The organism is Roseibium sp. (genome assembly GCF_965216085.1).
Lineage (GTDB): Bacteria > Pseudomonadota > Alphaproteobacteria > Rhizobiales > Stappiaceae > Roseibium.
In genome coordinates this window covers 1,522,325-1,544,464 of the sequence record NZ_OZ244138.1, presented here as the reverse complement: position 1 = coordinate 1,544,464, position 22,140 = coordinate 1,522,325, and the positions used below count along the sequence as shown (strand labels likewise).

General features: G+C 53.7%; 18 protein-coding genes. 6 read left to right on the top strand and 12 right to left on the bottom strand.

What is annotated here, in order from left to right; genetic code table 11:
* Nucleotides 1-27: 27 nt before the first annotated feature.
* Nucleotides 28-1,491, bottom strand: coding sequence for a PLP-dependent aminotransferase family protein (locus ACOOFE_RS07075; protein WP_420414306.1), 1,464 nt, complete (start codon nt 1,489-1,491; stop codon nt 28-30).
* A gap of 83 nt (nt 1,492-1,574) precedes the next feature.
* On the opposite strand from ACOOFE_RS07075, the gene ACOOFE_RS07070 reads away from it, so the two are divergent.
* Nucleotides 1,575-2,237, top strand: a complete 663-nt coding sequence (locus tag ACOOFE_RS07070) for a pyridoxamine 5'-phosphate oxidase family protein (RefSeq protein WP_420414305.1) — start codon at nt 1,575-1,577, stop codon at nt 2,235-2,237.
* A gap of 87 nt (nt 2,238-2,324) precedes the next feature.
* Here the strand turns inward: ACOOFE_RS07070 and ACOOFE_RS07065 are convergent, their stop codons facing one another.
* Nucleotides 2,325-2,876: a lytic transglycosylase domain-containing protein gene (locus ACOOFE_RS07065; protein ID WP_420414304.1), complete on the bottom strand. Its 552-nt coding sequence runs from the start codon at nt 2,874-2,876 to the stop codon at nt 2,325-2,327.
* A 348-nt stretch (nt 2,877-3,224) separates the two neighbouring features.
* Between ACOOFE_RS07065 and ACOOFE_RS07060 the strand changes: the two genes are divergently transcribed.
* Entirely contained in the window at nt 3,225-3,914 is a 690-nt protein-coding gene (locus ACOOFE_RS07060) for a hypothetical protein (protein WP_420414303.1), read from the top strand.
* 204 nt (nt 3,915-4,118) lie between these two features.
* Here ACOOFE_RS07060 and ACOOFE_RS07055 read toward each other — a convergent pair whose 3' ends face one another.
* Both ACOOFE_RS07055 and ACOOFE_RS07050 read right to left on the bottom strand, forming a co-directional pair.
* Entirely contained in the window at nt 4,119-4,880 is a 762-nt protein-coding gene (locus ACOOFE_RS07055) for an N-acetylmuramoyl-L-alanine amidase (protein ID WP_420414302.1), read from the bottom strand.
* On the bottom strand, nt 4,877-5,572 hold the full coding sequence (locus ACOOFE_RS07050) for a TerB family tellurite resistance protein (RefSeq protein ID WP_420414301.1): 696 nt from the start codon (nt 5,570-5,572) through the stop codon (nt 4,877-4,879). Before ACOOFE_RS07050 ends, ACOOFE_RS07055 begins: the two co-directional genes overlap by 4 nt.
* A 322-nt stretch (nt 5,573-5,894) precedes the next feature.
* Here ACOOFE_RS07050 and ACOOFE_RS07045 point away from each other — a divergent pair, with 322 nt between their 5' ends.
* On the top strand, nt 5,895-8,039 hold the full coding sequence (locus ACOOFE_RS07045; RefSeq protein WP_420414300.1) for a putative bifunctional diguanylate cyclase/phosphodiesterase: 2,145 nt from the start codon (nt 5,895-5,897) through the stop codon (nt 8,037-8,039).
* Nucleotides 8,040-8,053: 14 nt separating this feature from the next.
* Here ACOOFE_RS07045 and arsH read toward each other — a convergent pair whose 3' ends face one another.
* The 8 genes from arsH to ACOOFE_RS07005 all read right to left on the bottom strand — a co-directional run bounded on the left by arsH (nt 8,054) and on the right by ACOOFE_RS07005 (nt 14,657).
* The gene (gene arsH / locus ACOOFE_RS07040) at nt 8,054-8,761 is read right to left on the bottom strand and encodes an arsenical resistance protein ArsH (protein WP_420414299.1); all 708 of its coding nucleotides are present in this window, start codon (nt 8,759-8,761) and stop codon (nt 8,054-8,056) included.
* Complete coding sequence (arsC, locus tag ACOOFE_RS07035) at nt 8,754-9,167, bottom strand: arsenate reductase (glutaredoxin) (protein WP_420414298.1); 414 nt, start codon at nt 9,165-9,167, stop codon at nt 8,754-8,756. The genes arsH and arsC overlap by 8 nt, the downstream gene beginning before the upstream one ends.
* A 13-nt stretch (nt 9,168-9,180) precedes the next feature.
* Nucleotides 9,181-9,522: an ArsR/SmtB family transcription factor gene (locus tag ACOOFE_RS07030; protein WP_420414297.1), complete on the bottom strand. Its 342-nt coding sequence runs from the start codon at nt 9,520-9,522 to the stop codon at nt 9,181-9,183.
* Between the two features lie 68 nt (nt 9,523-9,590).
* Nucleotides 9,591-10,127, bottom strand: coding sequence for a winged helix DNA-binding protein (locus ACOOFE_RS07025; protein WP_420414296.1), 537 nt, complete (start codon nt 10,125-10,127; stop codon nt 9,591-9,593).
* Between the two features lie 34 nt (nt 10,128-10,161).
* Complete coding sequence (locus ACOOFE_RS07020) at nt 10,162-11,466, bottom strand: TRAP transporter large permease (RefSeq protein ID WP_141188709.1); 1,305 nt, start codon at nt 11,464-11,466, stop codon at nt 10,162-10,164.
* Nucleotides 11,466-12,023 carry a TRAP transporter small permease gene (locus ACOOFE_RS07015; protein WP_420414295.1) on the bottom strand — a complete coding sequence of 186 codons (558 nt, stop codon included), beginning with the start codon at nt 12,021-12,023 and terminating at the stop codon, nt 11,466-11,468. Before ACOOFE_RS07015 ends, ACOOFE_RS07020 begins: the two co-directional genes overlap by 1 nt.
* Before the next feature lie 65 nt (nt 12,024-12,088).
* Nucleotides 12,089-13,087 carry a TRAP transporter substrate-binding protein gene (locus ACOOFE_RS07010; protein ID WP_420414294.1) on the bottom strand — a complete coding sequence of 333 codons (999 nt, stop codon included), beginning with the start codon at nt 13,085-13,087 and terminating at the stop codon, nt 12,089-12,091.
* A gap of 328 nt (nt 13,088-13,415) precedes the next feature.
* Complete coding sequence (locus ACOOFE_RS07005) at nt 13,416-14,657, bottom strand: glycosyltransferase family 87 protein (RefSeq protein ID WP_420414293.1); 1,242 nt, start codon at nt 14,655-14,657, stop codon at nt 13,416-13,418.
* Between the two features lie 193 nt (nt 14,658-14,850).
* On the opposite strand from ACOOFE_RS07005, the gene ACOOFE_RS07000 reads away from it, so the two are divergent.
* The 3 genes from ACOOFE_RS07000 (at nt 14,851) to ACOOFE_RS06990 (ending at nt 21,730) form a co-directional block, all read left to right on the top strand.
* Nucleotides 14,851-18,435: a hydantoinase B/oxoprolinase family protein gene (locus tag ACOOFE_RS07000; RefSeq protein ID WP_420414292.1), complete on the top strand. Its 3,585-nt coding sequence runs from the start codon at nt 14,851-14,853 to the stop codon at nt 18,433-18,435.
* Nucleotides 18,436-18,805: 370 nt separating this feature from the next.
* Nucleotides 18,806-19,723: a diguanylate cyclase gene (locus ACOOFE_RS06995; RefSeq protein WP_420414291.1), complete on the top strand. Its 918-nt coding sequence runs from the start codon at nt 18,806-18,808 to the stop codon at nt 19,721-19,723.
* Between the two features lie 252 nt (nt 19,724-19,975).
* Nucleotides 19,976-21,730 (top strand): methyl-accepting chemotaxis protein, encoded by a 1,755-nt coding sequence (locus ACOOFE_RS06990; RefSeq protein WP_420414290.1) that lies wholly within the window; start codon nt 19,976-19,978, stop codon nt 21,728-21,730.
* Nucleotides 21,731-22,140: the final 410 nt, after the last annotated feature.

Here is a 22,140-nt window from a genome sequence, read left to right as displayed (position 1 = left end):
ATTACGATCTGCATAGGAGGTTCGGATCTAAGCTGAGTTCAGGACCTCTTTCAAAGCACTGACCCCTCCTTTGATCTGCTCATCAGAGGCGCCGGCAAACCCGATGATCAGTCCAGGTTTGGGCGGTGCGTCCAGATAACAGACACTCAGGGGCGACACGGAGTAGCCTCGCGCTTGCATGGCTCGCGCGATCTTTAGATCCTGCAGATCTTCATTCAACCGCACGGTGACCTGCACATTACCCATGGGAGGGTCCACCGAGATTTTGTTGCCGAGCCCGTCTTTCAAGGCGCCAACCAGCGCCATACCGCGCTGCTGGTACAACGTGCGGATCTTTTTCAAGTGGGCCCGGTAATGACCACTATCGATGAAATCCGTCAGGGCAATCTGAGCATGAATATTCACCAGCTGCCCCATGTTCCGGAACGCGGAGCCAAGTGGATCCGCCAAATCCTTTGGAACGACCACATAAGACACCCGCAGTCCGGGCAAAAGGCTCTTTGAAAAGGTACCCATGTAAATCACTTCACCGGCATCTGCGAGACCTTGCAGAGCAGCTACCGGGCGGCCTTCAAACAAAAACTCACTGTCGTAATCGTCCTCCAGAACGGTCGCGCCCAATTGGGCAGCCGCGTCGATCAGCGCAAGACGGCGGGCCAAGGGCATACGCGCGCCAAACGGATACTGATGCGAAGGGGTCACATAGATAAGACGTGGGCTAGGACCATTGTTGAAAAGACTCTCTGGCAAGACGCCGAACTCATCGACCGGAAGTCCTTTGATATTGAGACCTGCACCGTAAAAAGCGGTTCGCGCCCCCATATACCCCGGATCTTCGATCCAGGCCGTGTCACCCGGATCCGACAGCGCCACCGAAATCCCGGCAAGCGCCGCCTGCATGGATGGCACAATCAATACCTGATCCGGCACCGCGCGGACGCCCCGTTCACTGGCCAGGTACTCAGCCAGCACCTTTTTGAGCGGCGGATAACCTGAAATGTTTTGATAAAGAAGGTCCGGGGTCTGCACCGTTCGGGCCGCACGCCGCAAACAACGGGCCCACAGTTCATAGGGGAAGGCGTCCAAAGCTGGGGCCCCTGGCTGAAGTGCTCCGTGGCGCTGTCCCCAACTGTCACCCCGCAGATTTGCTGCAAGCTTACGGCCCCGGACTGACAGCCCTCGAACTGGCCGCGGCACATTCTCGTCTGTTTTAGAACCCTCCGGGCTTGCCCCTTCCACAATTACGGGTGCGGCGCCCGGCCTGATTTCGACAATTCCCTCAGCCTTCAGCAACTCATACGCGGCATTGACCGTATTGCGCGAGATGGCGTGTTGATGCGCAAAACTGCGCGACGACGGAAGACGCATACCCGCCTTAAGACGGCCCTGCCCCACCGCCTCCCGGAGCGCACGGTAGATCTGCTGGGACAGCGGAACCACCGTGCTGCGGTCAAGGTCGCACACCCCTTCCAGGATTTTTGGTACTTTCATTTTTCCAAAACCGGATCTTTTTAAAGGACCAGTTTACCGGTCATAATCAAGGCACTCAAGATCCAGATCCAAAGAACATTGATATGAAACACGAAAAACCTGACCTGCCGCCCTATGCAAAAATCCGGCAAATGAACCGGGGTGGTTATGACAAGGACCTAGCCTACGAAATTCTGGATGCCGGTCTCATTGCTCATTGTGGCTTCATTCACGAAGACCGGCCAATGGTGATCCCGATGGTCTATGCCCGGATTGGTGACAAATTGTACATTCACGGAGCCAGCACGACCCGGATCATCAAGGACAACGAGGCGGGTGTTCCAGCCAGTTTGGAAGTGACACTGCTCGACGGCCTGGTGTTCGGAAGGTCCGCGTTCCACCATTCCATGAACTTCCGGTGTGTGATCGTGCATGGCACCGCGCGACTGGTGGAAGACCTGGAAGAAAAACACACCGCTCTTGCCGCAATTACGGATCACATGGCGCCTGGCCGCTGGGATGAATGCCGGGAGATGCTGCCCAAGGAGCTCAAGGCAACCGGCGTTTTGGTGCTCGACATCGAGCATCTCAGCACCAAAGTGCGTGACGGCGCCCCAGTGGATGACCCAATTGATATCGGCACGGATATCTGGGCGGGCGTTGTGCCCGTTGCAACTGCATTCGGACAACCCGTTGTAGCCGCAGATGTCCCCGATGGCATTAAGCCGCCGGCCTCCATTCGAGCTGCGAAGCAGAAGTTTGCCTGAGTTGGATAGCCAACCAAATTTGAAAAGAAAAACCCCGCTGCGAAAGCAACGGGGTTTACTGCCCACGAGTGACCGCCCTGTCACAAGTTAGCTGGACGCCAGAATGCGTTTTACTTTTTTGCAGTAGCGGGCACTGATCGGGTTCATGCGCTTGGCATAGTGACCAGCGTTGTAGCGCAAGATGGTTCCGCACAAATCGCCATTGGCCCGTTTATGTGCGCCAGCAAGGTATTTCATGCCCCATTCCAGATTGGTCTCTGGGCGATAAAGCGCCTTGGTGGAGCCGCGGTAGCCCATGCCCCGCGCGGTCGCCGGCTTGATTTGCATGAGGCCAACTTCACCAGCTGCGCCGCGTGCTTTCGGATTGAAGTTGCTTTCAACTTCGACAACAGCCCGGGCGATCTTCATGGGAACACCATGCTTTTTTGCCGCCTTGTGAATCATCCGCGCATACTTATCTTTGCGGGGATCACCAGTTTTAATGCTGTCCCGAGGGGTGAACAGTGCGGCGAGACCACGCGGACCATCGTCCGCCGTGCCGATATTGCGGGTTTCAGCAGAAACAGACTGCGCCGTTAAGATGAGGGTATAGGCAAGTACACAGAGTGCCCCAGTAGCTTTTTTTATCGACCGTAACATTCGTTCAGCTCTTTTGGTTCTTGTTCAACGATTTCCGGGGGCGGAGAAATGGCGGAGCTATGAGACCAAAATTGGCGCGAAATTATCACGAATTATTTCAAAATATTTCAATATTTTACTGATTTTTGCAGTGCAGCATCGTGTGTTTCTGCAATTTGTGACCAAGTTCGGGCAGGTGCCTGTTCAAACCGGGGCAGGAGTGCACAAATTCAGACCACCAGCCTCACAGAGGATTGATGTGGCGACATTGGGAACACTGTCTCCGTCTTTAGGACAACTGTGCGCGGCCCGGCCAGTGCAATAAATTGACGTCTTAGACTGGTCCCACCCGCAATAGTGCCTTTTGAAATGATCAAGCAAACGCATCTTTGCATTTGGACAACCACGGTAGCCGCCTACTTGACGTTTTTGCCGTTGCCAGCATCGGCTGACCAAGATTGCCTAACAATTCTTTCTTCCTTCACAAAAACTGAGCAGCAGATTCTGCCATCATTGCAGGCCAAATTCGCCGAGTATGAGATATGTGCCAAGTTCAAATTCGCCAGGGCAGATGAGGCAACTGCTCTACTGCAGGACAATAGCGCAGACGGAGAGTTTTTGCGGACAAGCGACTATCAGGCCAAAGTTTCTGATTTTGCTATGATGATCGCTGAGCCGATAGTGGATGGACACGGCCTGCTTGTCACCGGCGCTGATGTCCTACCGTCGTTCAAACATCTTAAAGGCAAATCCATCGGTGTGATGCACGGTTATGTCTGGCAAGAGAAAGTCTTTCCTAAAGACGCAACAAAGTCCTTTATCCAAGATTACAAATCTGGCCTCGCCATGCTTCAAAGAGGCCAAATATCAGGACTGTTGATCGACAGCCTCAATTACTCAATTTACAAAGAAAACTACGGAAACCTTCAGACTAAGCAAGTCACTGCAAAAAAGTATGGGTATTTGTTTCTACATAATCGCCATAAGAACCTGGCCCCGCAAATCAGCTGGGCGATCACAGCATGGAAGAAAGAGTTTTACCGGGTGAGTTCTAACTAAGTTAGAGAGGCGAAGTCGTTTACCATCATAAACATCTCTAACGTCACGCGCGGCCAATAAGGTCGATTATCTCCGATCTCCAGGCTCTTCTTTTTTGCACGCACGCCATGAAAAACTGGCCACAATATCAACGCTGCGATCATGAAATGGAAAAGAGAACTTGCCCGCCGTACCGGCCACTCCGACTGACTGGGAGAATAATTTTTATGCCAGCGATGGCAGCTTTGCCAACAGCCTGTGAAGGGTTTCAATCGTCGATTCATCGATAACCCCATCCACTTTCGCAGGCCGGAAGTGCCGCTGAAATGCCGTTACAACTTGTTTTGTCCTTCCGTCAAATTCTCCGGTAATATCAAGATCATAACCATAAAGAGCCAACATCGACTGGATCGCTTCGACTGGCTGTCCCTGATCGCCTTCCTGCATCATCATCCCGGATTCAATTGTTTCAGGCTCAACAAAATGCCCGACTCCTGCTTTTGCGAGCCTGGCCCAGGGAAACAGCTCGCCAGGATCTTCCTTCCGGTTGGGGGCTATGTCTGAATGCGCAAGCACCATCCAGGGATCGATCTTGTGCCGTCCACATATATCCAGGCACAGGGCGATGACCGCGTCGATCTGAAGATCGGGAAAAGGACGATAGCCGAATTCATGGCCTGGATTGACGATCTCAACACCGATCGACCTGGAATTGATGTCGGTGTCGCCTTTCCAGAAGCTTTGACCCGCGTGCCAAGCGCGCCGGGCTTCAGGCACACATTGCAATATGGAGCCATCTTCATCGACGAAATAGTGGGCTGAAACCTCAGCGCGTGGATCGCACAACCGTTGCAGGGCGTCCTGGGCGGTCGGCATTCCGGTGTAATGCAGAACCAGCATGTCGATCGGAGCTCCATCGGGGCGTTGGCCGTGATTTGGAGACGGATGGACCCGTGCTTTTACCCCTGTGTCGGTTGCAACACTCATATGCCCCTTTCCGCGCATACCTGCGCCCAAGCTTCATTCAGGGCGGCCAGCCGGTCATTGGCGATCCGAACAAATTCCTCAGGAACTCCGCGGGCAATCAGCCGGTCAGGATGCGTGTCCTGAACTTCCCGCCGGTAATGGGCCTTCAACTCCGCATCACTGGCACCTGCCCCTATTCCCAGAATCTCGTAGGGATCGCCGTCTTTACGGACATGACGGGCTAGTACTTTGGAAAACTCGCGCTCGTCCAGCCCAAAAACCTCGGCCACATGGGAAAGGTAGCCTATTTCGCTCTGATGGACGACGCCGTCAGCTTTGGCAATGTGAAAAAGACCATCCAGGATATCGAGCAAGGTCTTCCGGTCATAGGGAAAAAGATCGGCAAGTTTTTTTGCGTAAACTTCATAACCAGCTACATCTTCCTGTGCCAGATTGAACAGCCGGGTAACATTGCGCTCTTCCTTGGGCGGCACATCGAATAGTTCCCGGAAAGCAATGACTTCATCAGCAGTAACGACCCCATCTGCTTTGGCCATCTTTGCAGAAAGCGCGATCATTGCGACTGTAAAGCCAACCGTCCGGGTTCCCTCAGGCCGGGCAAGCACAAGCTGGACAAGCCGGTCGACAACTTGCGCACCGCCACTGCCGATGGCACTGACAATGCTCCCGATGCTGCTCCAGACGTTTACCATTCACTTCCTCCATCGCGGCAGCATCCATATTGGACACCACCAGTCGGCTCACCGGGAAGTTCAATCCCAAGCCGGAAATTGAGTTCTATCGATCCGTATCTGATTTGACCAGAAATCCGCGGTGCTCAATGACCTTTTGGACAGTTTTAAAGTCGCACACTCGACGCAGCGTCACGATTTCCGGATAGCGCAGGAAAACAAGCCGATTCATGATGGTTAAAGGATTTTGCCATATCGTCGGGGAAATTATTTGTCCGAGATGGTATCGCGCCGAATGGCTACTTCCTTAGTCAGAAGCAACATTGTTATATTTTTCATATCCATGTCGCTGGTTTTACTGCTGGCTGCCGGCGTTTATGCAAGCAATCGTTTATTGACCCATTGGCTGCTGGTTCGCAGTCTGGAGCAGGCTTATTCGGATACGTCTGACACTGTTTACGGCATTCTTGAAACGAGCGAGACAAACGAAACCGATAACCGGCCGGGAACCCTTACTGGACTTCGCACAACACTCACCGGCGATGGGCTATCAAAGGCGTATCACCAGCAAATCGCATCGCTGAAAGAAGCACTTCAATCCGAAGGTGCGCACCCGGAAGTTCTTGAGTTTTCGATCCTACCTTCTGCAATGGAAATGCGGGACGGACCGCAAGCTGCAACATGGTCTGCGCCAGAATGGGAAAGCAGCCACAAGTTCCTATCGCCACAAACCCTGATGAAAGCAAAGTTGGCCGCGTCTGGAGGACAGGGCATCAAGGCAATCCCGGATATGAACCTTACCGGGACGTTTGGTTCGACTGCGATTGTAACTTTTCCAGCACAGGATGCCTCTGGGCGCAGTCTCATTGTTCTGACTGGCACGTCGGACATCATGGCGAGCCTTGCTCCTTTACTGTTGTCGGTCAGCGCATCAATCGGCGCCTTGTGCTTGGTGTCATTTCTGTTCGCCGGCATCCTTTTGTGGATGCGCTTCCGCGATCAACTGCGGACAAACCGGAACATCCAATATCTCGCGCACCACGACACTTTAACCGGTCTTCCAAACCGCGCGGTGTTTAACGCACGCCTGACCGAGGCATTACGATTTGCTCAAGCCAAGGCTTCCAACATCGGCGTGATGATCATTGATGTCGATAAATTCAAGGAAATCAACGACACTCACGGCCACGGCATCGGCGATGTGTTTCTTCAGATCATTGCTGAGCGCTTGAAATCGGTGTTCGGCGGTCATTTGGTTTCGCGATTGTCCGGCGACGAATTCGCGGTGATGCTGACATCCGTGTCTGACACAGCCAGAATGACCCGGTTGGCCACAGACATGATCAGCGCGACGGAACCGCCCTGTTCGATTGACGGCCGGGAAATCAAGATTTCCTTGTCCATCGGCCTAGCCAGGGCGACGGATGGCTCTTGGCGATCTTCCCGCTTGCTTCACTGCGCGGATCTTGCCCTTTACCGAGCCAAACACAGCGGCCGATCAACATTTTGCTGGTACACACCTGAACTAGATGCCGAAGCGCAAAAACGCAAAGAAATTGAACAGGGGCTCATCAAGGCGCTGAAGTTCGATCAGCTGAAATTGAAATATCAGCCACAGTACGCGCTAGCCGATGGCTCTTTGAAAGGCTACGAGGCGTTGATCCGGTGGGAACATCCCACCAAGGGGATGATCCGCCCGGACTTGTTCATTCCTGTTGCAGAGGACACCGGCCTTATCGAGGAAATCGGCAACTGGGTTCTCGAAAATGCCTGTAAGCAAGCGGCCCTTTGGCCAGATCGCAGCCGGCGTGTTGCGGTGAACATGTCACCTGCCCAGTTCGTCGCCGGAGAAACCCAAAAGCGGGTTGCTCGAGCCTTGCAATCCTCTGGACTAGATCCGAAACGTCTTGAAATCGAGATTACGGAAAGCCTGCTGATTTCCAACACGGATGCGGTCATCCACACACTCCGGCAAATCCGGGACATGGGTGTCTCCATTGCGATGGATGACTTTGGCACCGGGTATTCGTCGTTGAGCTACCTCAGCTTGTTCCCGTTCGACAAGATCAAGATCGACAAGGCATTCATTCAAGATCTAGGCAAGGACGCCAGTACCGACGCAATTGTAACATCGATCGTCGGCCTCGGCCGCTCCCTCGATGTGACCATCACCGCTGAGGGGGTCGAGACTGAAGAGCAAGCCATCTTGCTACGCGCCGCTGGTTGCGATCTCGTACAAGGCTATCTCTATGGCAAACCTGATGATGTTCAATTCCATGAGACGAACCAGCCGGACATGACGATCAAGGCCCGGCCAGCCGCGAACAAGTTGATGGTCAAATCCGTAAAGCCTCAAATTGAACTCAAAGTGGCTCTTCAAGACCAAGCAATGGATGAACCGGGCACATCAGAGCTGGAAACAGCGAGCGAAAGTACACTTGATGAAAACGCGCAGGTCCAAAGCCCTGTCATAGCTTTAGGAACTTAGGCAAACAACGCAGCCTATGCCGCCCCCTGTTTTTCCCGTTCTGCTTTTCGTTCAGAATACCGATCAACTAGATAACCAGACCGTCCGCGCACGAGCAGTGTGAACTTCATCAGTTCTTCCATGACATCGACAACCCGGTCATAAAGTGGCGATGGCAGCATCCGGCCCGCGTCATCAAATTCTGTGTATGCCTTTGGTACTGAAGACTGGTTCGGAATGGTGAGCATCCGCATCCAGCGGCCCAAGATCCGCATTTGGTTGACCGCATTGAACGACTGGGATCCGCCTGATACCTGCATCAATGCAAGCGTTTTGCCTTGCGTTGGCCGGATCGCGCCGGTGCTGAGCGGGATCCAGTCGATCTGAGTTTTCATGATCCCGGTCATGGCCCCATGGCGCTCGGGAGAACACCAGACTTGTGCTTCCGACCAAATACTCAGGTCCCGGAGTTCGGCCACCTTCGGATGACTGACATCGGCATCATCGGGCAGCGGAAGACCGGAAGGATTAAAGATCCGGATTTCAGCGCCAAATGCCTGCAACAACCGAGCAGCTTCCTCCACCAAAAGCCGGCTGTAAGAGCGCTCGCGCAAAGACCCATAAAGAAGCAGTATTTTGGGCGGATGGCCGATCACGGCTTCGCGGCCAACATCGGCAGCTGTAACCTGCTTCACATCGTCCAGACTGATATTCGGCAGGTCTGACGCAACTTCATCAAACATTCGAAGATCCCGAAGAGACGATTTCACCGTCTTCCTTGGTGAAGGACCCGATGTCTTCCGGCAGCAGATCCAACACTTTTTCCGAAGGCCGGCACAGCCGCACACCCTTGTCACTGACAACAACCGGACGGTTGATCAGGATCGGGTGTTCCATCATGAAGTCGATCAGCTGATCGTCACTCCACTTGTCGTCGCCAAGCCCGAGGTCGTCAAAAGGTGTTCCTTTCTGACGCAACAACTCGCGGACTGGAATACCCATTTTGGAGATCAAATCCACCAATTCCTCACGGGAGGGCGGGGTTTTTAGATATTCGATAACAGCCGGTTCGACACCGGCCTTTCGGATCATTTCCAAGGTATTCCGCGAGGTACCGCATTTTGGATTGTGGTAGATGGTAATGTTCATGAGCCAAGTCGCCCTATTTGGTTTCATTCAGTGGAGCCGTGCCGTTTGCCGGGAAACAGCAAACGGCCGGATCATTGCCGCAGCAGTCTTCAATCAGGAATCCTAAAAGAGCGCGCATGCGGTCTTGATTGACCGAGTACAGAATGTGGCGCCCCTCCCGCTTTGCCTCCAAAAGCCCGGCACGTTCCAGTCCTGTTAGGTGGAAAGACATCCGGGTCGGCGCGACATCCAGCCGCGTGGCTATCTCGCCGGAGGGCAACCCCTTAGGCCCCTCTTTCATTAGCAGCCGGAAGGCGGTCAACCGGTCGTCCTGAGCCAGCGCTCCAAGCGCCAATATCGCCTCTTCAGATTTCATAATTCGTCTATACAAGAATTATTGTAGCATTCAACAAAAATCAGCCTGCCTGCCTGCGACTAACCGGGCTACATTGCGGCAGCCGCGCGGGCTGCCTGGTCGTAGTTTCCAGAAACAAGCCGGAGAGTAGCTGCAAGGCGCGACAGCTCACTTTCATCCAATCCAAGGGCCTTCATCGGCTCGACTAGCAGCGCTTCACGAAGTCGGCGGTACTCCATACACGCCTTCTCACCGTCAGCCGTGATTTCTGCGGTTTTTTCCTTGCCGCGGCGTCCAGAAGAAATCAGGCCGGCTTTTTCCAGTTTTTTCAACGCGTAAGTAACGGTGTGCGTATCCTCGATGTTAAGGACGAGGCAAATGTCGGAAAGGGTTTTGGCCCGGCCGCGGTGATTAACCGAATGCAGCACGAGAACATCAAGCGGCCCCAGTCCCTCCGAGCCGCTTGCCGCCATGCAGCGGACCATCCAGCGGTGATAGGCATTGACCATCATGGTCACGGCAAATTCGATTTCAGAAAGGGCCGGCATCGCCCCAGAGGCCAGGTGAGCGGCCGAAACCACAGGTCCGATTTGTGCATCAGGGTTCGGTTTCGAACGCTCACTCATTTAAGACTGCCTCCAGCAGCAGGTATCCTCCAGGCTAGTTCGTCAGCATTGTCTGCGGCAGCCAGAGCGCCAAGCCTGGAAACGCGACAATCAGGACAACAGCCAGGATCATCAACAAGAAGAATGGCAAAGCCATGCGGGCGACGGAGAAAATATTCCGGCCGGTCATGCCCTGAAGGACAAAGAGGTTAAACCCGACCGGCGGCGTAATTTGGCTCATCTCGACCACGAGAACGAGATAAATCCCGAACCAGATCAGATCAAGCCCTGCTTGCTCAACCATTGGCAGGATGACAGACGTTGTCAGCACAACAACCGAAATCCCATCCAGGAAACACCCCAGGACCACGAAGAACAGGGTCAACGCGACCAGAAGGGCATATGGAGACAGGTTCATGCCACCAATCCAGCCCGCCAGTTCGCGCGGAATGCCGGTATAGCCCATAGCAACCGTTAGGAAAGCGGCCCCGGCAAGAATGAAGGCAATCATGCAGGAAGTCCGGGTCGCACCAAGCAAAGACTCTGTGAAACTCCGCCGGTTTAATGTGCCAGACGCCCAGGACAGACAAAGCGACAACATAACGCCAATGGCCGCGGCTTCCGTTGGCGAGGCAACACCAGCATAGATCGAGCCAATCACTCCAACGATCAGACCAATCACCGGAAACAGGCGGCGGGTCGCCAAAATGCGCGCAAAAAACGGCACTTTTTCTTCTACCGGCGGCATTTTGCTGCGGTTCATCAGAGCCCAAAGGCCAACGTACCCCATGAACAAAAGACACAGCATTGCCCCTGGTACGACACCGGCCATGAACAACCGGCCGATGGATTGCTCCGTCGCAGCCCCATAAACGATCAAAATGATCGACGGCGGGATCAAGAGGCCAAGCGTTCCGGAACCCGCAAGGGTGCCGATGGCCATGCGCTCGTCATATCCGCGCTGCTTGAGCTCAGGCAATGACATCCGCCCGATGGTCGCTGTGGTTGCGGCAGACGATCCGGAGACGGCAGCAAAAATCCCGCAGCCGAGAATGTTGACGTGCAGCAACCGGCCAGGAAGTCCACGCATCCAAGGAGACAGGCCAGCGAACATATCTTCCGACAACCGGGACCGGAACAGGATCTCCCCCATCCAAATGAACATCGGCAAAGCGGTCAGATCCCAGGAGTTGGCGGCGCCCCAGACGGTTGTCGCCAAAACGGGGCCTGCGGGAACGGAAATCAGCGCCATGATGGCTGCGAGAGCCACTGCAAAGAGTGCCACCGCTACCCAGATACCGGTTGCTAGAGCAGCAAGCATGCCCAGCCCGAGAAACAAAGCGATTAGAGAGAGGTCCATCATTCCACCCCTTCAATCAAATCGTCACGTTCGACCGTTTCGAAACTGATTGGGCCGCCCATCACGGACGAAATCAGATCATCCAGCAGTGCGATGGCCAGAACCAAAAGGCCGAGCGCCATGACGATCTGCGGATAGACAAGCGGGATCGGAATAATCCCGAATGAGACCTCGTTGTAGAGATAGCTGTCATATGCAAGCGCACCAGCATGCCAGGTGAAGAAGACAGCAAATGCGGCCGCAACGGCCAGACACCAGATGTTCAACAACCGGGCTATACTAGGTGTGACGGCCTGCAGAAGTATCGAAACCCGGATATGGTCTGCATTGCGCAACGTTCCGGCAAGCGCCAAAAAGGATGCGCCAACCAGCAAAAATCCGGCAATTTCAGCAAGCGACGGCACAAGCAAGCCGAGCGGATCCATTCCGAAGAGGCCGCGCGCTCCGTCCAGCAACCGGCCCAGAACCTGAAGTGTGACCAAAACAGCAATGGCCAGCAAGCAGCAGGCCGCAAGGACCGTCGCCGCTTTATAGAGCATGTTGAGAAGGTGTCTCATCTGCTCTCCCCCACTTTATTATCGAAAAAGCGCCGGACTTTTGAGATCCGGCGCTTTCAGAAATTTTAGTTGGCCTTGTAGGCGTCGAGGATTGCTGTGCCGGTATCTCCGGCTTTTTCTTCCCAATCGGCTGCCATGGTTTCACCGATTGCAGCCAGATCCTGAAGCAGCTGAGCGCTTGGCTCTACAACCGTAATGCCATTTTCAACCAAGATCGCGGTTTTGGACTTAGTTTCCGCCTTGGAAGATTCCCAACCACGGGTTTCAGCAGCAGCTGCGGCTTCCAGAACGGCAGCTTTTTCAGCATCGCTCAGACCATCAAAAGCGCCCTTGTTGACGATCACCATGTTCTTCGGCAACCAGGCCTGTGTGTCATGATAATGTGTCAGGAAATCCCAGGCCTTGGAGTTGGCACCGGTGGACGGTGAAGTGATCATGGCTTCGACGCGGCCGGTGGAGAAAGCAGTCGGAATGTCCGGCACTTCAATCTGCGTCGGCACGGCATCGGCGAGTAGCGCCAGACGTTCGGTTGCCGCGTTATAGGCACGGAACTTGAGGCCTTTCAGATCGTCAGCTTTTGTGACTTCCTTTTTGGCGTAGATGCCCTGCGGCGGCCACGGCACGGTGTAAAGAAGCTGGAGCCCCTGCTCTGCAAGCTTTTCTTCCAAGGCCGGCTTAGACGCTTGATAGAGGTTCCACGCTTTATCGTAGGAAGATGCCAGGAACGGGACGGAGTCGACGCCGAAGACAGCATCTTCGTTGGCAAGACGCGAGACAAGAAGCTCACCGATCGGCGCCAGACCTTTGCGGACAGCGTTTTTGATTTCCGGGTGCTTGAACAGCGAGCCCGCGGAATGGATCTGGATGTTTAAAGACCCACCGGTCTTGTCAGAAACATCTTTGGCGAAGGCGGCAATGTTCTGGGTGTGGAAGTTGCCATCACCATAAGGGGTTGGCATATCCCATTTGGTTTCAGCAGCAGCGGCGGTCAGGCCAGCCACACCAAACGCGGCGGCAGCTGCCAGATGCATCCCGGCCTTGGCCAGGGAACGGGTCGTCAACATGGTATTCTCCTCTTGGAAGCAAGGGTTTTAAAACCTGAGCACAGCAGCGCGACGGCATTTTCTTATGAACGCCAATCAAACACTCCCACTCAAACGCTAATCCGAGAAGAAAAAAACATCAACAATTTATCGATAAATTCTCGTTATAAAATTGCAAGCCGTTGAAATTCGGGATCTTTCCAAGGGGGATTTGGCTTTTTCCAGATAGATTTCACGCAGCAACTGCGCAAGTAGAACGCGAGAAACAGCACATCAAAGCCAGAATTGACCCAGCACCGCGCAGGATCGATCGAGGTAAAAGGCCGGATTTCACGGCCAACAGAAACCGTTATGCAGGATGCAAACGCAGTTCGGATTTCAGCCGGTCCATCGCGATGGCCCTGCGGACGCACAATCCAAACAGAACAAGGACCGGCACGCCAATCGCGGTGAAATCCATCGCAATCCCCCACCCGCTGCTGTAGAGCAGGCAGAGTGTCGAAACCGCAATTCCAGCCTTTTCGTAGGCGAGATATCCGGTTTCGTTGCCTTGGCGAATAATCAGCAGCACTACAATGACCAGCAAACCCAAGTCGTAGTCCAACAGGTACGGCGTTGTAAGGCAGGTTCCGGCAACAAGAACACTTCCCTTAACAGTCAGCGGAAGATCTCTGCGCCAAACCCATACCACGGAACAAACCGCCACACCGGCAAACACCATCTGCACAGTCATGCCGATCGTGTTGTCGACACCAAATTGGCGCAGCCAGCCGAGAATTGATGCATATTTGTTCGCCGGCGTTTGCCCGCTCTGCAGCCACTCGCGTGCGAATTCGATGTTCTCAAAAAAAGCCCGCCAAACATCAGTTCCAAGGACCATCCAGCTGGTTGCAGCAAAGAGAACCGTGGTTACAGCAGCAGACACAAAAACCCTGTAGTCCCGGCCCGCCAGCAAGGCAATCGGGATCAGCACCCCGATTTGCGGTTTATAACTCAGCAATCCGATCAAGATTCCGGCCAGCACCGGTCTATTACGATCCATTGCGGCCAGTGCACCGCCCAACAGGGCCACATTGAGTGCGGTATTTTGCCCATGCATGACGCCGAACATAACGGCCGGAAAGGCGATCAGGATCCATAAGTTGGCTTTTGATCGCGTCAGGCTCAAACAGGCCCACACCAATGCGATGACTTGCAGTGCTTCAAACAAAAGTGCCGAAAAATTGTACGAAACGACCGAGAACGGGGCGACAATCAATAGCCAGGTCGGTGGGTACATAAACGGCAGTCCACCTTGATCGAACAAGTCGAGCTGCAGTTTATGGAGCACCTCATAGTCATATGCTTGAGTTGGTGCGCTATCCAACACAAAGAAGCTTGCCGTCCAAAAACTGATGAAATCGCCGAACATTGGCCTGTATTCGACAAACACCAGTTTTGAGAGCTCAAAGCCCAATCGGAACAATATGATTGCGCCTGCAATGCCGAACACGACCGCGAGCAAGCCATCTGTCCACGGGTTGGTTGGCTTAATCCCGTAACGATCCACGCTCGACTCGGTGCGAGATGCCTGATTGTCCATGTCGCTCATATGCAGTTGCTCGGGCAAATAGGTCAGTTGAAAAAAGTCTTACAAAACAGGCGTTAAAATCCGGGTAAAAGAAATTGTATTTTTTCATCGACATTTTATCTACAAAATGTCAACATAAACTCAGAAACATTAAGAACGTGCATCAACCGTCCGGCCAAAGACGGCGCGGCACAGTAAAAAATGCGAGGGAAAAATGACGGCCAAGTGGGACTTCTGGATTGATCGTGGTGGCACCTTCACAGACATCGTTGGCCGCGCGCCAGATGGCACCTTGCATCCGCACAAAGTGCTGTCTGAAAACCCTGAAGCTTATCGGGACGCAGCCATTCAGGGTATCCGCGAGTTGCTTGGTGTTGAAAAAGGTGCGCCGATCCCGTCTGACAAAGTCGCGACCGTCAAGATGGGCACGACCGTTGCGACCAACGCTTTGCTGGAGCGCAAAGGGGAACGCACGGCTCTCTTCATCACCCGCGGCTTCCGCGATGCATTGGAAATCGGCTATCAGGCCCGCCCTCAGATTTTCGCCAAGGAGATCGTCAAGCCGGAATTGCTCTACGAAAGCGTCCATGAACTGACTGAACGGGTTCGCGCTGACGGAACGCTCGAACAAGCGCTCGATGAAGCCGAAGCCCGAGCAGAAATGCAGGCTGCATGGAACGCTGGTATCCGCTCCATCGCAATCGTTCTGATGCACGCCTATGCCTATCCGGCACACGAGCAAGCCCTGAAGAAAATCGCCGAAGACATTGGCTTCCCGCAGATTTCTGTCTCCCACGAAGTTTCACCCTTGATGAAACTTGTCGGACGCGGCGATACCACCATTGTCGATGCTTACCTGTCTCCGATTCTGCGCCGTTATGTGGACCAGGTTCAGGAAGAGCTGGGCGCTGGCCCGCGCCTGATGTTCATGCAGTCTTCCGGCGGTCTGACTGCAGCCGACCTCTTCCAGGGCAAAGACGCGATCCTCTCCGGCCCGGCAGGTGGTGTTGTCGGTGCCGTCGAAACCTCCCGCATGGCTGGCTACGACAAGATCATCGGCTTTGACATGGGCGGCACGTCCACCGACGTTTGCCACTATGACGGCGACTATGAGCGCGCCTTCGAAACAGAAGTCGCCGGTGTGCGCATGCGTGCGCCGATGATGATGATCCACACGGTCGCCGCCGGCGGTGGGTCCATCCTTCATTATTCCGCTGGCCGTTTCCAGGTTGGACCTGACAGCGCCGGCGCCAATCCGGGTCCGGCGTGTTACCGTCGCGGCGGCCCGCTGACGGTGACCGACGCAAACCTGATGACCGGTAAACTCGCTCCGGAATTCTTCCCGAAAATCTTTGGCCCGAACCAGGATCAACCGCTTGATGGCGATGCTGTCCGTCAGAAATTCGCAGACCTGGCGCAAGAAATTGGCGACGGCCGGTCTCCGGAAGAGGTTGCCGATGGGTTTATCAAGATCGCTGTCGAGAACATGGCCAACGCCATTAAAAAGATCTCGGTCCAGCGCGGTTATGACGTCACCGAATACGCCCTGACCTGTTTTGGCGGCGCAGGCGGCCAGACCGGCTGTAAAGTTGCAGACAGCCTCGGCATGAAAACGGTAATCCTGCACCCGTTCTCCGGCATCCTGTCGGCCTATGGCATGGGCTTGGCCGATATCCGCGCGGATCGGCAGATGGCTGTGGTCAAGACCCTGACCGACGATCTGTTGCCGGAACTGGGCGGCTTACGCGATCAGCTGGCTGCTCAAACCGAAGCAGAACTCGACAAGCAAGGCGTTACCGCCGATGCCCGCCAGACCACGGCGACAGCGCATTTGCGCTACGATGGCACGGATACGCCCCTGCCCGTTCTGCTTGGCAGCACCGAAGAAATGCGCGCTGCTTTTGAGGAAGCGCATAAGAAGCAGTTCGGCTTTGCGTATGACAACAAGCCCGTCGTCGTCGAAGCACTGGAAGTGGAAACCGCCGGTGGCGGTGCAGGCCTTGTCGAACCGGACCTTACTCTTGCGTCCGATGTTCCAGCCGCAGCCACAGGAACCCGGATCTATTCCGAAGGTCAGTGGCACGATGCCGGTATCTTCAAGCGCGAGACATTGAAGCCCGGCATGAAGGTCATGGGTCCTGCGGTGATCATCGAACCGCATGCCACCATCGCTGTCGAGGACGGTTGGCAGGCTGAAATCAATGGCAAGGACCATGTGATCCTGCACCGCGTTGTTGCGCTGAAGCGCGCCGAAGCCATCGGCACCCACGCCGATCCGGTGATGCTGGAGGTGTTCAACAACCTCTTCATGTCCATCGCCGAGCAGATGGGTGTCACGCTGCAAAACACCGCTTATTCGGTGAATATCAAGGAGCGCCTGGATTTCTCCTGCGCGGTCTTTGATGCCAGCGGCGCTCTTGTGGCCAACGCGCCGCATATGCCGGTGCACCTCGGGTCCATGGACCGTTCGGTTGAAACAGTCATCAAGCTGAACCAAGGCAAGATCAAACCGGGCGATGTCTTTGCCCTCAACGCCCCCTACAACGGTGGCACGCACCTGCCGGACATCACGGTTGTCTCCCCGGTCTTCGACAATGCGGGCAAGGAAATCCTGTTCTGGGCCGCTTCGCGCGGACACCACGCGGATGTCGGCGGCTCGGCGCCGGGCTCGATGACACCGCGCGCAACCAACGTGAACGAAGAAGGTGTTCTCTTCGACAACTTCAAGATCGTCGATCAGGGCCGGTTCTGTGAGGCCGAACTGGTCGACCTTCTGACCGATCACGCCTATCCGGCCAGAAACCCGCATCAGAACGTCGCCGATCTGTCGGCTCAGGTCGCCGCCAATGAAAAGGGTATTCAAGAACTCAGGAAAATGGTCTCTCATTTCGGACTGGATGTTGTTCAGGCCTATATGGGCCACGTTCAGGACAATGCCGAAGAGAGCGTGCGCCGGGTTATCGAAGCCCTGAAGGACTCCGAATACGAATACCCGACCGACCAAGGATCGACGATCAAGGTCAAGATCACGGTCGACAAGGACAAACGTGAAGCGACTGTTGATTTCACCGGCACCTCGGGCGTCCGCCCGAACAACTTTAACGCACCGGAGCCGGTCACACGGGCCGCTATCCTCTATTGCTTCCGGGTGATGGTCGATGGTGACATCCCGATGAACGCCGGCTGCCTGAAGCCGATCAACATCATCATTCCAGATGATTGTATGCTCCGCCCGGCTTACCCGGCTGCGGTTGTTGCAGGTAACGTTGAGACGTCCCAGCATGTGACCAACGCCGTCTTTGCAGCGCTCGGCGCAATGGCCAACAGCCAGGGCTCGATGAACAATCTGACCTTCGGCAATGATACCTATCAGTATTATGAAACCATCTGCTCCGGCTCTCCGGCAGGCCCTGGGTTCAAAGGCACTGATGGCGTTCATGTCCACATGACCAACTCGCGCCTGACGGATCCGGAAGTCCTGGAATTCCGCTTCCCCGTCCTTCTGGAGGACTTCCATATTCGCAAAGGATCCGGCGGCAAGGGCCAATGGTCAGCCGGCGATGGCACTAAACGGACGCTGCGTTTCCTGGAAAAAATGGACTGCGCCATCCTCGGTTCTCACCGCACCATCGCCCCGAAAGGCATGGAAGGCGGCGAAAACGGCCAGGTTGGCCGCACCGAAGTCCGTCGTTTGGATGGCACAGTCGAGAAACTGGAAGGCTGCGACCAGACCATCCTGGAAGCCGGTGAAGCTGTGACAGTTATCACTCCAACGGCAGGAGGCTGGGGCAAAGCCTGACTTTGAGCCCCTTTTGAGGCCTTAACCAAAAAACCGAGGCTGGCAGAGAATAATCTTTGCCAGCCTTATCCCATTCTGCATTTGCGTTCTCGCGTGAGCGCTCCCAAAGCACCTGCACTTCCGAAGTTATTGCGAACGGCAGAGGGTTGGTGTTCGAAGAATTAGGCCCCACAACAATGTAAGAATGCCCCAAACGCGAACTGCAACCAGTAGTAATAATACGTTACTACCCTAGACAGAACCTTCCCGACTACTTCGACCAAAGACCACCAACAAGCCTATTTTCACAGTTTCGAAAGGACTCTATATAAGAATGATATCCAGCGACTAGTGCCATGCACTAATTATAAAAGTAAGGACCAACTCGATAGTGGCCCGTTCAGTTAACGATGATAAAATCTGCGCTCTGAACGAGCTGCAGCGCAATATCGCACACCACTATCAATGGTCGCTCAATCTCAACCGCACACTGGTTTGCGGCACTCCTCCAAAAGACGACACTTTGCGTGAAGATGCACATTGCCGTTGTAAATTAGGCAGGTGGTTAAACGGGCGTGGGAAGCAGTATTTTCAAAACCACCCGCGGTTCAACACGATCATTCAACACCATAAAGAAATGCATGACCTTGCCCGTGAACTGGCAAACAGTGCCTTGCGGGAAGAGAAGATTTCCGAAAAGGCTTACGACGCATATCAAGACGCCCAAAGCCGGTTGCGTGATGAGATCCAGGCGACACATAAGGAACTGCACGACGAAATTGTCTCGACGGATCCATTAACTGGCGCTGAGACCCGAACAACCATGCAAGAGCGGTTGAAGGAGCGGATCAGCAGTGCCAATTACGGGCAAGTTCAGGACTGGCTGATCATGATGGATCTTGATCACTTTAAGGCCGTCAATGACACATACGGTCATGCAACAGGAGATGTGGTCCTCACGGTCGTGGCAGCCACCGTGCGCCAGCAAATTCGTTCCAACGACTTGTTTTTTCGCTATGGCGGTGAAGAATTCCTGCTTTGCATCAGCAATGTAGATGAAAGCAAAATGCAGGAAGTCTCCGATCGCATCCGGAAATCGATCGAACTGACACTAATCAAATCGACTGATGGTGCTTGCCTGTCTGTCACTGCATCCTTTGGCGTTTTCGGCCTCACCCCGAATGTCAGTGTTGAAGAGGCCATCAACAAAGCCGACAAGGCTTTGTATGAAGCAAAAAATGCAGGGCGCAATTGCGTTCGTTTTTTCTACGATCAAAATTACCTAACTACAGCCGTTGCAACCGGATAGTTCCAAGACCCATTCTTTCGCTTAATGACCTCAATGAAAACTTCGCTTTTTCAAAAGGTTAATTCTACAATCCAAAAACTACTTTTACGTGCAACTATTAAAAAATAGCACCAGCAGTTAACTCTATCAGTAGGTGCATTGACTAGGTAATTTCTCTCTTAAGTTAATACAATCTTTAGTGAATCAACCAAAAATCCACACGTTGACTTAACGTTATCACATACTTACACCCGTCAATGTGCGGAGATTCAAATGATTGCCAAGAACCCGATTGCTGCCTCCGTTTCAGCGAAAATCCTGTCACTGGTTATTTTCTTATGTTTAGGACTGGTCGTTGTGGCAACGGTCGCGATCGTCCAAATGCACTCCATTGGCAAGGAACTGGCGAACATCGCGGAAAAAGACATCCCCCTCACCGAAGCGATCAGCCATGTCACCAACCATCAGCTAGAACAGGCAGCTCTTGTTGAGCGCTATATGCGCATTTCCGGCCTGCAGGACGCAGATGAACACCACACCGCCGGGAAAATCAAAGAGACCATCAAGAAACTTGAAGTGCAGGTCGCAGACGAGATTTTAAAGGCAGAGCACCTGGCTGAAAAGGCACTCAACAACTCCGCCTCTGAGTTGGAAAGAGCAGAGTTTTCAAGTGCTTTGGAACAGTTAAAACGCATAGAAATCGAATATGCCGAGTACAAGTCACATGTCGATGAGGTGCTCCATCTGATTGAAACAGATGCCCTTCAAAGCGCCAATAAGCTTGTTGCACAGTTGGAAAAAGAGCAGGAGCGCCTCGACCATGAGTTGGTCGCGCTGTTGGAAGAGATCGAGCGCTTTACACTCGAAGCCGCCATCACTGCAGAAGAGCATGAAAAACAGGCTTTTCAGCAGATCATCTGGATTTCCGCGTTAACATTTGCTCTGTGTATCCTGGGGTCAATGATCTTTACCCGGTTTGTGATCACCAATCCTCTGAAAGAAGTCACCAATGGACTGACCGAACTCACCAAAGGCAACACGGATGTAAAAATCACTGTGCGCAGCCGGGATGAGATTGGCGTTGTGGCATCAGCGTTTGATACGTTTAGAGCCAATATGGTCGAAATGCAGCGCCTTCAGGCACAGGCAAAGGAAGAAGAACAGCGCGCTCAGGAAGAGCAACGGGAAAGCCAGTTGCGGCTAGCTGACGAACTTGAGAAGGTTATGGCCTCCAGTTGCGATGCCGTTGTCAACGCCTTGTCGGAACTTGTAGACGGTGCCAATCAGCTGGCCGCCTACAGCGAAGAAACCATCAGCCGGTCGAACACGGTGGCAGCTGCTGCTGAACAGTCGACAAATTGCGTACAATCCGTGGCATCAGCTGCCGAAGAACTTGCCAGCTCAGTCAGCGAGATCAGCCGCCAGGTCACGCTTGCCAATACCTCAACAACAGAGACTGCCGGACAGGCGGAAAAGTCCGGTGATACAGTAGGTGAATTGTCGAGTTCTGCTCAGGAAATCAACGAAGTTCTGAGCTTGATTACAGAGATCGCGGGCCAGACAAATCTGCTGGCACTTAACGCGACAATTGAGGCAGCCAGAGCGGGAGAAGCCGGAAAGGGCTTTGCGGTCGTTGCCTCTGAAGTCAAAGCCTTGGCAACGCAAACCGGTCAGGCGACCGAACAAATAAGCTCACAGCTGAGCGCGGTCCAATCTGGTGCAGGGCAATGTTCCAGTTCCATCCAATCGGTTGTTGATTCTATGTCAGGTATCAAAGAGCAGATATCTGCGGTGGCGTCTGCGATAGAAGAACAGAATGCTGTGACATCTGAAATCGCCCAGAACGCAAACGAAGTCGCCCAAGGCAGCTCGGACATCACTGCCAACATTGCTGAAGTTAATCAGGCTGCGCGCGCATCGGGTGAAAAAGTAAAACTTGTCGTGAATCGTGTTGAAGCGGTTTCACAACAGATCAACGGTGTGCGCACCGGCTTGTCAGATTTCCTCGGACATTTGAGAGCGGCCTAACCGCAAATCCAGGAATATGGGACGGACTGTTCGAGCCGAGCTGAACACAAGAGCCGTTATCTAGCACCAGCTTTGTTGAAAAGACCCATTTCAGCAAGGCTGATGTGTTTTGGGTTGACGACGCTGAAATGATGCGCCGCAACCTAAACCGACTTTACTTGCAAAAAATGCATAATTAGCCGGCAAATATTCCCGGAAACATAATAAAAACACAAAACTGACCAAACAAACAGCCTCTCCCAGAGACGCACCAGAGATCTATTTTTGACCCTATAATAAAAACAAACGAACACTCCAAAAAATCTACAGATCCGAATAATTTATATTCCGTTACGGAAGATATACATATTTCACAAATAAAAATCTTCGAAAATAATAATAAGATTATTTTTTGAAACTTATACATGAAT

Bases quoted from the DNA above. Each gene is read 5' to 3' on its own strand.
- ACOOFE_RS07075 (WP_420414306.1), bottom strand. From the start codon at position 1,491: ATGAAAGTACCAAAAATCCTGGAAGGGGTGTGCGACCTTGACCGCAGC.
- ACOOFE_RS07070 (WP_420414305.1), top strand. From the start codon at position 1,575: ATGAAACACGAAAAACCTGACCTGCCGCCCTATGCAAAAATCCGGCAA.
- ACOOFE_RS07065 (WP_420414304.1), bottom strand. From the start codon at position 2,876: ATGTTACGGTCGATAAAAAAAGCTACTGGGGCACTCTGTGTACTTGCC.
- ACOOFE_RS07060 (WP_420414303.1), top strand. From the start codon at position 3,225: ATGATCAAGCAAACGCATCTTTGCATTTGGACAACCACGGTAGCCGCC.
- ACOOFE_RS07055 (WP_420414302.1), bottom strand. From the start codon at position 4,880: ATGAGTGTTGCAACCGACACAGGGGTAAAAGCACGGGTCCATCCGTCT.
- ACOOFE_RS07050 (WP_420414301.1), bottom strand. From the start codon at position 5,572: ATGGTAAACGTCTGGAGCAGCATCGGGAGCATTGTCAGTGCCATCGGC.
- ACOOFE_RS07045 (WP_420414300.1), top strand. From the start codon at position 5,895: ATGTCGCTGGTTTTACTGCTGGCTGCCGGCGTTTATGCAAGCAATCGT.
- arsH (WP_420414299.1), bottom strand. From the start codon at position 8,761: ATGTTTGATGAAGTTGCGTCAGACCTGCCGAATATCAGTCTGGACGAT.
- arsC (WP_420414298.1), bottom strand. From the start codon at position 9,167: ATGAACATTACCATCTACCACAATCCAAAATGCGGTACCTCGCGGAAT.
- ACOOFE_RS07030 (WP_420414297.1), bottom strand. From the start codon at position 9,522: ATGAAATCTGAAGAGGCGATATTGGCGCTTGGAGCGCTGGCTCAGGAC.
- ACOOFE_RS07025 (WP_420414296.1), bottom strand. From the start codon at position 10,127: ATGAGTGAGCGTTCGAAACCGAACCCTGATGCACAAATCGGACCTGTG.
- ACOOFE_RS07020 (WP_141188709.1), bottom strand. From the start codon at position 11,466: ATGGACCTCTCTCTAATCGCTTTGTTTCTCGGGCTGGGCATGCTTGCT.
- ACOOFE_RS07015 (WP_420414295.1), bottom strand. From the start codon at position 12,023: ATGAGACACCTTCTCAACATGCTCTATAAAGCGGCGACGGTCCTTGCG.
- ACOOFE_RS07010 (WP_420414294.1), bottom strand. From the start codon at position 13,087: ATGTTGACGACCCGTTCCCTGGCCAAGGCCGGGATGCATCTGGCAGCT.
- ACOOFE_RS07005 (WP_420414293.1), bottom strand. From the start codon at position 14,657: ATGAGCGACATGGACAATCAGGCATCTCGCACCGAGTCGAGCGTGGAT.
- ACOOFE_RS07000 (WP_420414292.1), top strand. From the start codon at position 14,851: ATGACGGCCAAGTGGGACTTCTGGATTGATCGTGGTGGCACCTTCACA.
- ACOOFE_RS06990 (WP_420414290.1), top strand. From the start codon at position 19,976: ATGATTGCCAAGAACCCGATTGCTGCCTCCGTTTCAGCGAAAATCCTG.